This is a genomic window from Candidatus Tumulicola sp., from assembly GCA_036490475.1.
Classification (GTDB): Bacteria; Vulcanimicrobiota; Vulcanimicrobiia; order Vulcanimicrobiales; family Vulcanimicrobiaceae; genus Tumulicola.
Genome location: DASXDT010000005.1, coordinates 88,723 through 101,199, shown reverse-complemented (window position 1 = coordinate 101,199; position 12,477 = coordinate 88,723). Strand labels below are relative to the sequence as shown.

Here is a 12,477-nt window from a genome sequence, read left to right as displayed (position 1 = left end):
GCGGCAAGGGGGCGGGTAGCCTCTCCCGATATTTCAACCCGATGGATCCCAACCCTGACGGCGGCTTCGACCTCGACCCGACGTACGGCGACCAGTTTGCCACCGGCGACACGATCGCGATCCTATTACCGGAGCCGGGCTTCGTAATCGCGACGATTGGGCGCTTGACGCCCGAGCGCATGCTCGTAACGACGTTCGGGCCGGCGCTGGGCCGCGTAGACCGTGCCGACCTGATGGCGTGGCGTCCCGAGGGCTGGTCGAGCTGGGTCGCCGATACGATCGGCCTTCGAGACGGCACATACCTCAAGATGCCGGCGCCACCGGGCTTGGCCCTCGCGAAGGACATCGATGTGGCGACGTTGCCCCGATTCAAGGCGGTTGCGAAGGGCGGCAGGCGCGTACTCGCCGAGTACGATCCGGAAACGCTGTTCATTCGCGCGATGATCGATTCGGACGATACGCCGGAGTTTCGCGACGCACCGTCGGTCGTTCCGCAAGACGCCACGACGTTCGAAGTGGCACTAAGCCTGAATGTCGGCTTTGACATCGAGTTACCAGATTTACCGACGCTCGAGCAAATGAATAAATCGCGTTTCATTATCGCCATTCTGCGCGAGCAAGTGACGACCGGCGTCGACGAACTCGTCTTCGATCACACGTTGAGCTTTCGGAACGCCAAGGACGCTACCGCCGCGCTTGCCGAGTTACTGCGGCCGGACGTCGAGGCATTCGTGTTACCGAAATCCGGCCTCTTCAGTCCGACCGAAATTCGCGCGCGCATTCGTTCGCCACTCAATTATCCGAGCGTTCGTACGGTCGTGCGAGAGTTGCAGCGGATCGCCAAGGCGTCGAGTGGTTCGTACGACGGCTTCGGCGCGCTCGCGGTGTAGATGGCATTAGCCGTCGCGGCCATTTCGGTCGCGCTCCTAACGCTTCGTCCGTTCGGAATACGGTCGTGGATTTGGCCGGCTGCCGGCGCGCTCATCGTCGTGGTGTTCGGGTTCGAGCCGGCATCGATAGCGGGCCATGCCATCGAGCGGCAATGGAACGTACTGCTCTTTATCGGGGGGTTGATGGGGCTCGGCGCTGTTGCGTCCGAGGCCGGCGTATTCAGGTCGATTGCCGGGAAACTTTTACGTTATGGCCGCGGCGAGCGCAGGCGGCTTTTTGTGTGGACGTTCTTGGGTGGCGCCGCCATGACGGCGTTGCTATCGAACGATGCGACGGCCGTCATCCTCACGCCGATCATCTACGATGCGGTCAGCGAACTTGGTATCGACCCAATGCCGTACGTGCTTGCCGGGCTGTTCGTGGCCGATACCGCGTCGTTCGGGTTACCGTTTTCGAATCCGGCCAACGTCGTCATCTTGCCGCATCCGAGCATATGGCCGTATTTGCTGCACTTGGGTGTTCCCGAGTTGGCGGCGATCGCAATCAATCTCGGTATATTCTTGTGGATGTTCCGCCGTCAGCTCAACGGTGCGTATGCGGTGCCGGCTGCACCAGTCGAACATCCGAAGGCACTACGCGTCGGTGCCGGATTGATGTTCGTGACGGTCGCGTACATCGTCGCGCTGATCGTGCACTATCCGCTCGGACCTGTCGCCGCAATCGCCGCGCTCCTTCTTCTCGTGCTAGGCGGAGTGTCGCCGGTAAGAGTCGTGCGTCGTATGGGTTGGACGACGCTGCTGATGTTGTGCGGATTGTTCGTGCTGCTCGACGCCGTCGTTCGGAGTAATGCGGCCAACGGAGCGATCCAAGCGCTCGATCGGCACCCGTTCGATCTCGCGGTAGCCGCTTCTTCCGCCGGGGCGGCGGCGTTGCTGTCCAACCTATTCAACAATTTGCCGGTGGCAATTGCCGGTGCGTATGCCGTAGCGCACGATCCTACGGGCCACGTCGCATATCCGCTGATCGCCGGCGTCGATCTCGGACCGAACCTCACGTTTGGCGGCTCGATCGCAACACTGCTTTGCTTAGATGTGCTGCGGCGGCACGGCGTGCGTGTCAGCTTGGTTCAGTACGCCAAGCTCGGGCTAGCCGTGGTTCCGGCGTGCCTTGCAGTCACTGTTCTATGGTTGTGGGTACTTCATTGAAGGCTATTTGCAATGGTAGAGCAGCCGCCTGTTCAGCCGTTTGCATTGTCACTCCAGTTTAGTTCGCCAGATTGCAGACTGGGAAGCGCACGACGGTCGTCCGGTCGGTGTATCTCGTAAATGCGGCATTTGCATGCGGCGTGCGAGGAGCGTCGGCAACATCTTCTCCTACTTGGGCCAGCGTCACGTTTAGCACGTCGTTCGTTCCGGCGCGCTGTTTTTGGTCGTAGGCGGATTGATCGAACAACCAGGCCGGTAGCGTTTGTGGGAATGCCGTCCGTACCAGCGTCACATCGTACGAGCGATTTCCGTTGACGCCCGTGGAGATCCAACGAAGGTGCGTCGCAGTTCTATAATTCGAAGCGGATCCGAACTGCGCGGTTACTGTCGTTCCGTTACCTTTTGCGACGTACCGAACGCCTTGCACGTCGAATGTGCGGCGGTCGATCCAAAGATCTCGCACGTTGTTCGTGGATGCTTGCGCGATCGGTATGAAACGAAGATGATACGGTTGCGATGCGCCGCCGGCGCTATCCGCCGTCAACTCAACGCGGTAGTTATCGACGGCGGTTGTTAGCGACGGAGCGCTTAGGATCGATGAGGCCAGCAAAGGGAACGTGTCTTTCTCAACCTGAGCTTGCGGTAGCCACGTTTGATCTACCCTGCACGTCGCGTTCTCTGCGTTATCCGACTGCCTAACCGCGTAGCGCCATTCGAGTTGGCTGCTCGGAAGATCGGGCTGGTTCGTTCGAATATCCCAAAACGTGGTATAGATTGCGTACTGCGGCGTTGGATATGTCGCGAGTCGCGCGAGAGCGCGCTGGAGAATCGAAGCCGGCGTTAGCGTCGGGTTGGAAGTCGTCGCGCCGGCGATCGCGCTGCGCGCAGAGGCAGGGACAAGAACGGCAAAGCAAACCGCGCACAAAGCGAGCGTCCGTTTTGTTGCTTTAGGAAGTAGCGAACAACTCATGCACGATCATTCTCGTGCGAAAATACTCTGCCTCTCCAATTTCCGCCATGCTGAGCTTTCCGAGCACGCGGCGCGAAGCGATGTTCTCCGGCATCGTCAGACCGATGACTCGTCCCAGGCCGGCGCGAGTGAATCCGTCAGCCACGACCGCGGCGGCCGCTTCGGTCGCAAAGCCTCGTCCCCAAAACGGCCGGTCGATAAGGTAGGCGACTTCGATTTCCGCCGTGTCGGCGATGGTACTGAGCCCACAGTGTCCGATGAGCTGCAAAGAGCGTTGTTCTCGAACGGCAAAAAGACCGAAGCCACGTTCCTGCGCGTGCGTGGAGAAGCGCTCGATGAGGTCGCGCGTCAGCTGCTCGGTCCATATGCCCCCAGGTATGAAGCGCATGTTTTCGGGATTCGCGTAGATCGCGACAGCCTCGGACACGTCCCGCGACGTGAACGGCCGAAGTGTCAAACGGTCGGTCTCAAGGTACACGATACGCCGATTATAACCAGCCTCGTTCACCGCGTCTTCAAATTGTCTCGATCACAACGCGCTTTTGAAAACTTTGAGGATTTGATTTAGGACTTTTTTATCGGGGAAAGCGCATACTATCGACATGATTACGTCGATTCTAATGGCGCTTGCTGCGGCGGTGGGTTTTGCGACGGGCGCCGCTCCTTCGGACATTGCCGCGCTGCGTCAGCCGGGAGTGACCGTTCCCCCGATAACGTTGCCGAATATCGCGGGCGGAACGCTGCCGCTACGCGACTCGGACGGCCGGGTGACGGTGCTCGTGGTATTCGCCGCCTGGTGCGACCCGTGCCGCAAGAATCTGCCGGCGATCGAGCGCCTCGCCCGAAACAGCCGCGCTCGTTTCGTGGGAATCGACGAGCTCGAGAGTCCGGCCAACGCTCGAGCCCTAGTCGCCGAATACGGCGTCACGTTTCCAGTCGGGATACTAACGGCACCCGCGTTCGATGGGGCGGCGGTCACGGACGAGTAGCGAGGCGCGACTGGTCTCGACATTCCGGCAGTCTATATGATCGACGCTAGCGGTAAATCGTTCAAGGCCTTCGTCGGCACAAACGCATCGGCTGTTTCAGAAATCGATGCTGCAATTAGCGAGGCGATGCGCCCCTAGCCAAATCTTCCCAATCGATATCGTGGCGCACGATCGCATGTGGTGGGACGGCGATGTCGTGCAACGAGTACAGCGGTCTCTCGTCGCTCTCCCCGGAGAGCACGGTGAGATCGCATTTTGCCGGGCTTCTTATTGAATCGAAGTAATAGGCGCCGTCTTGGACGATTGCGGTATACCTGACGATGCCCTGATTCAGCTCCGCGCAGTTGGCAATGATGCGAACTCCGTTTTCCGGAAACGATCCGGCCAAGGCTCCCGGACCTGCTCGCATTAACAACTGGTCTTGTCCGCGAAGCACGATCGATCGATTCTTGCCGGGCAACACAACGAGTTCGTGCGTCGCCGAGCACGGCAACACGCCGGCCACAATCGTGTAATAACCGGGGTTCACCGTCGTGGAATAGGTTTTCACTCCAGTCGGCTGTCGCTGCAATGCAGCACTCGCCACGACCGTTCCGGACGGAATTGTAATGAACGAGACGGTATTCGTACCCCGAGAGCCACACGGAACGAACGTTACGCCTACGTGCGAGCGTTCCGGCGCCGCCGTTCGATATGCGGGAGATGTCCGGGGCGCGGCCGCGTGCATCATATCGGCGAAAAGGTTAGCTTTCTAGCTTGTAAATTACGTTTCCGACCGACGCGCCGCCGCTGCGATATGTGTCCTCGATGCCCGAGAACGAGCGCCAAGACATCACGACGTTGCCGGATGCCTCACGCGTTGCAATCAGTGACGCTACTTTGCCGTCTGCACGGGTGAGCGACACTCCACCGGGCTGCGTCTGTAACTCGTATTTTTTTGTTGCGATGCGCTCCATAAACTCCGGAAACTTCGACCAGAATTGCGCAACAGAAACGGGCTCGTCGGAGCCGAGCGTTTTTTCTACCATAAGGCGCTCAGCTTACTCCTCATTATGGGATAAGTCCAATTACTGCGTGGTAAAAGAGCCGAGATTGGCCCAGCTGGGCGGGAACGGTTCGGGGGCACACGGATTTGGAACCTCCCACGACCGTACGTCATAGTGCGTATTTGGATGTAGCGTTACAAACGAGACGGCAAACGTCGTCGTCAAATATTGCGCGTACGGGCCTGGCGTTGCGATCGGTGTAGGTAGCGGATTAGGTAGCGGCTCCGGCTTGGTGCGCACCTTTTCTCCGGTATAAGAACCGGTGGCGAGCTGAATTCGCGTGACGCCGGTCGACGCGAAGACCATTTGGCCAACGGACGTCGCTACGCCAGTCGTGCCGGGAATCGGATACAGTAACTCGACAAACGGTTTCGAGACCGGACAGAACGGATTCGACGGCGTCGTCGTTTGCGATCCGCCGCAAGCCGAAAGAACAGTTACGATTGCGCAAATGAGGAATGCGTGCAGGCCTCTGCGGATGTTCACAATGTATGCCCCCTCTGAGCTAGCTACCTATTCGGCAGCAGAGCAAGCGGTCCCGCGAGGGCCCTTGCTTGCCCGCCGCTGAACTGTTCGCATTATGCCGACAAGCGCACGTATTGCCCTCATCCTCGCCTTCGGTCTCGCCGCCTGCGGAGGGCCCAGTAGTACCCCGACAGTTGCCGGATCGGCTGGCTTGCTACCGCAACAGCGAGCCGCGCAAGCCAAGCCCGATCGCGGTCCTTCTTGGATGCGCAACCGAGCCAAGAGTGGTGCGTTGCTGTACGTATCGGACACCGAAAGCGGTGACATCTACGTGTTCAACTACCCGAAGGGAACGCTCGCGGGTACGCTCACCGGGCTCACCGATCCCGGTGGCGAGTGCGTGGATGCCAAGGGCAACGTTTTTGTGACCAATACCGGCGGAAGTAACGTGATCGAGTACGCGCACGCGGGAACGGCGCCCATCGCGACGCTCAAAGACCCGGGCTATTTCCCCATCGGCTGTGCGGTCGACCCGACGACCGGCAATCTCGCCGTGACGAACTTTTCGTCGATCTCGAGCATGGCGGGAAACATCGTGATCTACAAGCACGCGAAGGGTAAGCCGACGGGCGGTTATTCGGACGCAAACACGCCGCAATTCTTGCTCTGCGGTTACGACGATAAAGGTAATTTGTTTGCGGACGGTCTGACCAGCGCCAGCGGTTTCTCCTTAGACGAACTCCCGGCTGGAAAGAAAGCGCTCGCGCCCGTTTCACTCGATGCGGGAATCGGCAATCCCGGTGCGGTGCAGTGGGACGGCAAGTATCTCGCGGTCGGCGATCAAGCTGATAACGTCGTCGACCGGTTCGCGATCGCATCGGGTAAGGGTTCGTTTCAAAAAGCGACGGCGTTAAAGAACGCCGTCGCAATCTTTCAGTTCTGGATCCAGGGCGGGAGCATTATCGGTCCGGATTCCGGCACGGCCTCGGTCGAGATCTGGAAGTATCCCGCCGGCGGCAAACCGACAAAAACCGTGCGTGGCGTCTACGTTCCGCTCGGAACCGTCGTCAGTAACCCCTAGACGCCTGTCGGGTGGCAGTCACCGGAACCGGAATCGGCACGGGAACCGGTTTGCGTTGGAGCGCGGCGCGCGGCGGAAGCTTGATCGAATCGGCGAGCCGCAGAAACTTCAACGTCTGGACGCTCCACCAGGTTGGATCGATCTCGAACCACTTCAGTCCGTGGCGAGCCGAATACGGAAAAGCGTGGTGGTTGTTGTGCCAGCCTTCGCCCCAGGCGAGTAGCGCGACCCACCAGCAGTTCGTCGATAAGTCGCGCGTCACATAGGTGCGATAGCCGAGCGAATGCGCGGCGCTGTTTACGAACCACGTGACGTGATAGCTCACGACGAGTCGTACAAAGATACCCCAAACGATCCAGCTCCAGCCGCCGAACGCGAACAATAATCCGGCGAGAGCGAAATGCGCGATCCATTGTAGGTAGGGAAGCGCCCGGTAGAAACGGTCGTTGGCCATGTCGGGGACATACCGGACAAGTTCTTCTTCGTTCTCGAGCGCGTCGTTGGGCTTATAGAGCCAATCCATATGCGACCACAAGAAACCGCGATTGCGGCCGTGCGGGTCGCCTTCGCGGTCGGCGTACGCGTGATGTTTGCGGTGGATGGCTACCCAACGGACCGGATCGCCTTGCAGCGATAACGTCCCGATCGTCGCGAGTATGTATTCGACTGGCTTAAGAAGCCGCACGGACCGGTGCGTGAGCACCCGGTGGTAGCACAGGTTGATGCCCAATCCGCCGGTCACCCAGAGTAAGACGAAGGCCACGGCAACCGAGCTCCAGTGCGTCATACCCGGTAAGAATACGGCGAGTGCGGCGATGTGGATCAGACCAATGCCGACCCCGTTTGTCCAGCGCCTAAAGGTGACGTTCAAATTACTAAATCTTTCTTTGGGGTCCGGTTCGTCGACTTATACCCGGATTGGTATGAATATCCTTGCATGTTTGTAGCGACTTCAGTCGGTCCAAGCGTGCGTGAGCATCAACCAAAATGCGAGTCCGGCGTAATCGCCGTATTTTGCATATACCCGCCTGATGGTTGAATCTTTCGCTTGTTTCTTCTTTTCGATCTTCAGAAACGTGGGACGCGTCCACGAATCGAGGACCAAATTGCGATGGCGCCCGAGCAGTTGCATCACGTGGGCGGCGCCGTATGGGCCAATGCCCGGCAGTTCCAACAGCGCAGCCTCGACGTCGTCGTCGCTTCGCCCGGCCGACGAGAGAAACGATTCCAAATCGAGCGAGCCATCGGCAACGTCGCGAGCGATTGCACGCACGTAGGCACCTCGATAGCCCATTCGCGCGACGTCTTTGAACCATGCTTCCGGTGTTCGAGCGATCAACGCCGGCTCCGGAAACGCGCCGTCGCCGAGTTCGGCCAGCGCGTTCGTCATCCGAATCGTTGCCGACCACGCGCAGTTAGTGGTGCAGATCGTCTTGATCGTGTCTTCGAATACCGTCGGGCTAGCCAGCATACGTCCGGCGCCGGCGGCGGCCCAACGTAGGCGATCGTCGTTGACAATCATGGTATAAAACGGCGCTAGGTTGTCGTCGAAACGGAACATGCGCGCGACGATGCGCTCGATTTCATTTTTGGCGACGCGGCCGACTCGACGGTTGGAATCGATTTGCAGATCACCATCGCGTTGCGTCAACGTGATGGTGATCTGCGCGCCATCGACTCGAAGCGTCCGGCGGTACTCCAGGGGCGGACCTTCGACGATCCGGGCGGGCAGCAGGCGCGCGACACCGTGCGAGTGCACGGTCCGCGCGAACGAGATCGGTTCGCCGCCCGCCCCGCGCAGCGGCAACGTCGCTACATTTGGCGCGGTGTAACCCTACGCGACGTACGAAACATTGACGGGCACGCCGGCCGCTTTGGCCCGCATCAATAACCCGTAGACCGCCTCGAGTTCGTCTTCGATGGTGGTTATCTCGCGTGCGCTCACGTGAAATTGGGCGGCGTTCTGCCACAAGATGCCGCGCGCACGTTCCAACGCACTGTGTAAGCGTTCGGGCGTGGCCTCGAGGACCGCCCAGTCGAGTTCGCCGTGGGCCGGAATGACGCGCCATCCGCTGCCGTAGGAACGCGAACCGTCGCGTCCGGTTTCAAAGGCGTGCGGGATGGCAGCTAGGATCTCGACCGCTTCCTGATCCTGGCTCGCGAGCGGTAACTCGAGTTCGACTAACCGGAGAATATAGTGAAAGAACGCCGAGCTTCCAATCGTGTGCGCGCCGGCGGTGCAGGCGACGTTGACGTGGATCGACTCGAGCTCGTTGTCACCGTCGCGAAAGCTCACGCGTTACCATGCGCGATGTCGAACGGCAGATCCAACTCACCGCCCAACTTCTGCAATCCGCGCCACACCGCTTCATGCACCGGAACGCCATTAGTGCGATGGTGGGCAGTCTTTTCGTGTTCCGGTTCGCCGGCAACGTAAATGCGATCCGCGCCGGGCGTGCGCGAACTCTCCTTGAAGTACCGCAGCTCGCGGTCCATATCGGCTTTAAACGCGACGACGTCGCGGAAACCGTCCACGCGAAACGCGCCGAACCAATGCGATATCGCACCTTCTCTGACGTCGGTCACCACCGGCAGCGTCGGGCCGAACGCGCCACCGGATAACACGCCGCACAGAATGTCGACCAGCAATCCCAGGCCGTAGCCTTTGTGGCCGCCGCCTTCGGTGCCGAAGCCGCCTAAGGGCAGCAACGCGCCGCGCAGCGCTTCATCTGGATCGTTCGTCATATTACCTTCGCTGTCGATCGCCCAACCCTCGAGCAACGGCTGGTTCTTGCGCTTGTACACTTCCAGCTTGCCCTTCGGCACGGTCGTCGTCGCAAAATCAAGGACGAACGCAGGCTCTTTGCCGGCCGGAATCGCGAATGCCAGCGGATTGGTGCCGAGCAACACGTCGCGGCCGAACGTCGGCGCGCCGTACTTGACCGAGTTGGTCGACGCCATGCCGATCATATCGCGCTCGAGGCCCATCATCGCGTAGTAGCCGGCGATTCCGAAATGATTCGAATTACGTACTCCACCGAACGCCGAGCCGTGCTTAGCAGCCTTCTCCAGTACTTTTTCCATCGCCATCTTGCCGACCGGGTGCCCTAAGCCGTTATCGGCGTCGTACAGCACCGTCGTTTCGGTCTCGCGCACGATTTCGTAGTTGGGTTTGGGATTCAAATGGCCGTTGCGAATGCGGCTCACGTAATACGATTCGAGCCGTGCCACGCCGTGCGATTCGATACCGCGCAGGTCGGCGGTGACGAGCACGTCGGCGACCACGGCCGCTTGTTCCGGCGCAACGCCGGAGCGAACGAGTGCTTCGGTAACGAAACGCCGCAGGCGGTCTTCCGACGCGAGATTATAGTCGTTAGTAACGGTATGTGACAACGATAGAAAGCCTCCAAATCGATACTTCGCGTGGGGGAGCGTGCGGTCATGCAGGGCGAACGTCGCAAGCAATGATCCAACCGCCGCTATCGGGCTTTTCCGGTGAGGATCGGCCGCCTGCCGACGTCTACGATCGCTGCATTCGTTGCGGCTTTTGTCTTCCGACCTGTCCGACATACGTAGAAACCTTAATAGAAACGTCGGGACCGCGAGGCCGGATTGGATTGATCAAGGCGGTCGACGAAGGCCGCCTCGACCTATTGAGTCCGGGTTTCGTGAATCAGATGCACGAGTGTTTGGATTGCCGCGCATGCGAGACGGCGTGTCCGTCGGGCGTAGAGTACGGGCGCTTGGTCGAAACGGCGCGCGCACAAATCCGCACCGCGCAAGCTGCCCATGAATCGCCGGTTCAACGCTGGACGCGCGGTCTGTTCGTAAAAGCACCGTTCCGCAACCTCGCTTTGATGCGCGCGATGGCGGCTCTTCTTCGATTCGCCCAGCGCACCGGGTTGACGTCCGTTGCATCCGCGATCGGTTTACGCGATGCCATCGCACTGGCGCCGGAGATGCCCGAACGCTTCTTCGAACCGCCGCAGCGCCGAATCGACGCCGAACATCCGGTCGGTGTAGCGTTTTTGCATGCCGGATGCGTGATGCAGTTCGCTTTCCCGCAGGTTCACGATGCTACGATTCGGATGCTGTTGCGCGCCCGTCTGTCGGTCGTTATTCCGCGCGATCAAGGTTGCTGTGGGGCAATCGGCGTGCATGCCGGAGAAATGGAGTTCGGCCGCGAGTTGGCAAAGCGCAACATCGTCGCGTTCGAAGACAGCAAGGCCGATGTCTACGTGGCCGATGCGGCCGGCTGCGGTTCGGCGCTCAAAGAATACGGGAGGCTGTTTGCGGCGGATCCGCAATGGGCGGAGCGGGCGACCCGCTTTTCGCAACGGGTACGCGACGTGTGCGAAGTGCTCGACGCCAGCGAACTCGATCCGGCGATCGGCGAATTGAACGTTCGCGTCACCTACCAAGAACCGTGTCACTTAGTACACGCCCAGCGCGTCAGCGCCGCTCCCCGGCGGTTGTTGCTACGCATTCCGGGTCTGCAGCTGATCGAGATGAACGAAAGCGATCTGTGCTGCGGAAGCGCCGGAATCTACAACCTCACACGGCCGGCGATGTCGGCGCGCTTACGCCGGCGCAAAATCGATAACGTCGAGGCAACCGGCGCCGATGTGGTGGCGACGGCAAATCCAGGTTGCGCGATGCAGGTTGTGGCGGGGCTGCGCGAGGCCGGTCTTCCCGCCAACGTCAAGCATGTCGTCGAGTTGCTCGACGACGCATATGCGGCTTACGGAGCGGCGATAACCCGCGCTTGATCGGCAAGCGCGTCCTTGAGGTCATGATAGACCGAGAACACGCGCAACAGTCCCGTGATGTTGAGCAGTCGGGAAATCGGGCCTTCGGTTACGACCAAACGCAACGAACCGTTATGTTCGCTCGCGCGGCGGTGCGCTCCGATGAGCGCGCCCAAGCCGGTCGAGTCGAGGAACTCGATCTGCGTCAGATCGACGATAAGATGGCGGTTGGCGTCGCTGGCCGCATCGGTTAAAGCGGCGCGCACCGTCGGTGCGGTCGCGAGATCCAAGCTGCCGCGCAGCTTGAATACCAGCGCTTCGCCGTGTTTTTCAGATTTGACGTCAATCGTCAGTTCGTCGTGAGACATAGCCTCCAGCACTCTAGGAAGTAGGAAAACGCTCTAAGGCCGGGCGCCTTCGCGCCTGCTCTGCGGCGCGCCTGTCCGCCGTGTGACCTAGCGCGTGGGTTCTCATGCGTCCTACAGAAAGCCCACTTCCAATAGGGGGGCACGTAGCCGAGCACAAGGTCCGTCAAATTCCAGTCAGCCGTACCGTTGTCGCCGCCGAAGTTCATAACGAGCTCTACATTCGGGGAGACCGCGAAGCCGGCGCAGGACGAGCCGTGAAGCACGACGCCGCAGTTGTTGAGATCAGCTCGACCTGTCAGCGGTGGCGGCGGTAGCACATTCGTGTGGTTGCCATCGTTGAATCGAGCCGTTCCGCTGAGAACCGGCACGTCGCGTATTTCCTTCGGTCCGGCTCGAACGTGGACGATCACGATACGGCCCTTTCCGTCTGCTGTCAGAACCAGGCGCCCGCCATTCGCGAGTTGCCACGAATCAATCGAGCCGTCGAGCGAGACGATGAAAGCCGTCTTGCCATCCTGCTGTTCTTGATGATGATGCATTCACTCCGTTTGTTTCGTCGGCTGTCCATGTGCCGCGATGTAATCGCCGATCTGCCCGCCGAGCGTCGCGCCGTCGAGCGTCATCGGATGGCCGGGAACGTCGGTCGCTTGCGCCGGAACACGAAGCGCCGCAAAAGCAAAGCGCACGCGATCATCGCGTGCGCAAAGCGTAGTA

The 12,477-nt window shown here is 60.2% G+C and carries 17 protein-coding genes; 5 read left to right on the top strand and 12 right to left on the bottom strand.

What is annotated here, in order from left to right; all coding sequences use genetic code 11:
- Window positions 1–41: 41 nt before the first annotated feature.
- Window positions 42–890 (top strand): hypothetical protein, encoded by an 849-nt coding sequence (locus tag VGF98_04160; protein ID HEY1680814.1) that lies wholly within the window; start codon window positions 42–44, stop codon window positions 888–890.
- Window positions 891–2,096, top strand: coding sequence for an SLC13 family permease (locus tag VGF98_04155; GenBank protein HEY1680813.1), 1,206 nt, complete (start codon window positions 891–893; stop codon window positions 2,094–2,096).
- 58 nt (window positions 2,097–2,154) lie between these two features.
- Here VGF98_04155 and VGF98_04150 read toward each other — a convergent pair whose 3' ends face one another.
- A complete protein-coding gene (locus tag VGF98_04150) occupies window positions 2,155–3,066 on the bottom strand; it encodes a hypothetical protein (GenBank protein ID HEY1680812.1) in 912 nt (303 codons plus the stop codon).
- Window positions 3,044–3,574 carry a GNAT family N-acetyltransferase gene (locus VGF98_04145; GenBank protein HEY1680811.1) on the bottom strand — a complete coding sequence of 177 codons (531 nt, stop codon included), beginning with the start codon at window positions 3,572–3,574 and terminating at the stop codon, window positions 3,044–3,046. Before VGF98_04145 ends, VGF98_04150 begins: the two co-directional genes overlap by 23 nt.
- Before the next feature lie 94 nt (window positions 3,575–3,668).
- Here VGF98_04145 and VGF98_04140 point away from each other — a divergent pair, with 94 nt between their 5' ends.
- On the top strand, window positions 3,669–4,055 hold the full coding sequence (locus VGF98_04140; protein ID HEY1680810.1) for a TlpA disulfide reductase family protein: 387 nt from the start codon (window positions 3,669–3,671) through the stop codon (window positions 4,053–4,055).
- A gap of 115 nt (window positions 4,056–4,170) precedes the next feature.
- Here the strand turns inward: VGF98_04140 and VGF98_04135 are convergent, their stop codons facing one another.
- The 3 genes from VGF98_04135 to VGF98_04125 are packed head-to-tail and all read right to left on the bottom strand — an operon-like array spanning window position 4,171 to window position 5,587.
- A complete protein-coding gene (locus tag VGF98_04135) occupies window positions 4,171–4,785 on the bottom strand; it encodes a hypothetical protein (GenBank protein ID HEY1680809.1) in 615 nt (204 codons plus the stop codon).
- Window positions 4,786–4,798: 13 nt separating this feature from the next.
- Window positions 4,799–5,083 carry a hypothetical protein gene (locus VGF98_04130; protein ID HEY1680808.1) on the bottom strand — a complete coding sequence of 95 codons (285 nt, stop codon included), beginning with the start codon at window positions 5,081–5,083 and terminating at the stop codon, window positions 4,799–4,801.
- Window positions 5,084–5,122: 39 nt separating this feature from the next.
- Complete coding sequence (locus tag VGF98_04125) at window positions 5,123–5,587, bottom strand: hypothetical protein (protein HEY1680807.1); 465 nt, start codon at window positions 5,585–5,587, stop codon at window positions 5,123–5,125.
- Window positions 5,588–5,777: 190 nt separating this feature from the next.
- Between VGF98_04125 and VGF98_04120 the strand changes: the two genes are divergently transcribed.
- Window positions 5,778–6,647 (top strand): hypothetical protein, encoded by an 870-nt coding sequence (locus VGF98_04120; protein HEY1680806.1) that lies wholly within the window; start codon window positions 5,778–5,780, stop codon window positions 6,645–6,647.
- Here VGF98_04120 and VGF98_04115 read toward each other — a convergent pair.
- The 4 genes from VGF98_04115 to VGF98_04100 all read right to left on the bottom strand — a co-directional run bounded on the left by VGF98_04115 (window position 6,634) and on the right by VGF98_04100 (window position 10,040).
- Window positions 6,634–7,518, bottom strand: coding sequence for a fatty acid desaturase (locus VGF98_04115; protein ID HEY1680805.1), 885 nt, complete (start codon window positions 7,516–7,518; stop codon window positions 6,634–6,636). The two genes, VGF98_04120 and VGF98_04115, sit on opposite strands and share 14 nt — an antisense overlap.
- Window positions 7,519–7,599: 81 nt before the next feature.
- A complete protein-coding gene (locus VGF98_04110; GenBank protein ID HEY1680804.1) occupies window positions 7,600–8,454 on the bottom strand; it encodes a hypothetical protein in 855 nt (284 codons plus the stop codon).
- Between the two features lie 27 nt (window positions 8,455–8,481).
- On the bottom strand, window positions 8,482–8,943 hold the full coding sequence (locus VGF98_04105) for a hypothetical protein (GenBank protein ID HEY1680803.1): 462 nt from the start codon (window positions 8,941–8,943) through the stop codon (window positions 8,482–8,484).
- Window positions 8,940–10,040 carry an Ldh family oxidoreductase gene (locus VGF98_04100; protein HEY1680802.1) on the bottom strand — a complete coding sequence of 367 codons (1,101 nt, stop codon included), beginning with the start codon at window positions 10,038–10,040 and terminating at the stop codon, window positions 8,940–8,942. The genes VGF98_04105 and VGF98_04100 overlap by 4 nt, the downstream gene beginning before the upstream one ends.
- 71 nt (window positions 10,041–10,111) lie before the next feature.
- On the opposite strand from VGF98_04100, the gene VGF98_04095 reads away from it, so the two are divergent.
- A complete protein-coding gene (locus VGF98_04095; GenBank protein HEY1680801.1) occupies window positions 10,112–11,416 on the top strand; it encodes a heterodisulfide reductase-related iron-sulfur binding cluster in 1,305 nt (434 codons plus the stop codon).
- On the opposite strand, the gene VGF98_04090 is transcribed toward VGF98_04095, so the two are convergent.
- Genes VGF98_04090 through VGF98_04080 form a run of 3 tightly spaced genes read right to left on the bottom strand, consistent with a single transcriptional unit; the run spans window position 11,389 to window position 12,449 of the window.
- The gene (locus tag VGF98_04090; protein ID HEY1680800.1) at window positions 11,389–11,763 is read right to left on the bottom strand and encodes an STAS domain-containing protein; all 375 of its coding nucleotides are present in this window, start codon (window positions 11,761–11,763) and stop codon (window positions 11,389–11,391) included. The genes VGF98_04095 and VGF98_04090 overlap by 28 nt on opposite strands.
- On the bottom strand, window positions 11,745–12,302 hold the full coding sequence (locus VGF98_04085) for a hypothetical protein (GenBank protein HEY1680799.1): 558 nt from the start codon (window positions 12,300–12,302) through the stop codon (window positions 11,745–11,747). Before VGF98_04085 ends, VGF98_04090 begins: the two co-directional genes overlap by 19 nt.
- Complete coding sequence (locus VGF98_04080) at window positions 12,303–12,449, bottom strand: hypothetical protein (protein HEY1680798.1); 147 nt, start codon at window positions 12,447–12,449, stop codon at window positions 12,303–12,305.
- Between the last annotated feature and the right edge of the window lie 28 nt (window positions 12,450–12,477).

Bases quoted from the DNA above. Each gene is read 5' to 3' on its own strand.
- VGF98_04160 (HEY1680814.1), top strand. From the start codon at position 42: ATGGATCCCAACCCTGACGGCGGCTTCGACCTCGACCCGACGTACGGC.
- VGF98_04155 (HEY1680813.1), top strand. From the start codon at position 891: ATGGCATTAGCCGTCGCGGCCATTTCGGTCGCGCTCCTAACGCTTCGT.
- VGF98_04150 (HEY1680812.1), bottom strand. From the start codon at position 3,066: ATGAGTTGTTCGCTACTTCCTAAAGCAACAAAACGGACGCTCGCTTTG.
- VGF98_04140 (HEY1680810.1), top strand. From the start codon at position 3,669: ATGATTACGTCGATTCTAATGGCGCTTGCTGCGGCGGTGGGTTTTGCG.
- VGF98_04135 (HEY1680809.1), bottom strand. From the start codon at position 4,785: ATGATGCACGCGGCCGCGCCCCGGACATCTCCCGCATATCGAACGGCG.
- VGF98_04130 (HEY1680808.1), bottom strand. From the start codon at position 5,083: ATGGTAGAAAAAACGCTCGGCTCCGACGAGCCCGTTTCTGTTGCGCAA.
- VGF98_04095 (HEY1680801.1), top strand. From the start codon at position 10,112: ATGATCCAACCGCCGCTATCGGGCTTTTCCGGTGAGGATCGGCCGCCT.
- VGF98_04090 (HEY1680800.1), bottom strand. From the start codon at position 11,763: ATGTCTCACGACGAACTGACGATTGACGTCAAATCTGAAAAACACGGC.
- VGF98_04085 (HEY1680799.1), bottom strand. From the start codon at position 12,302: ATGCATCATCATCAAGAACAGCAGGATGGCAAGACGGCTTTCATCGTC.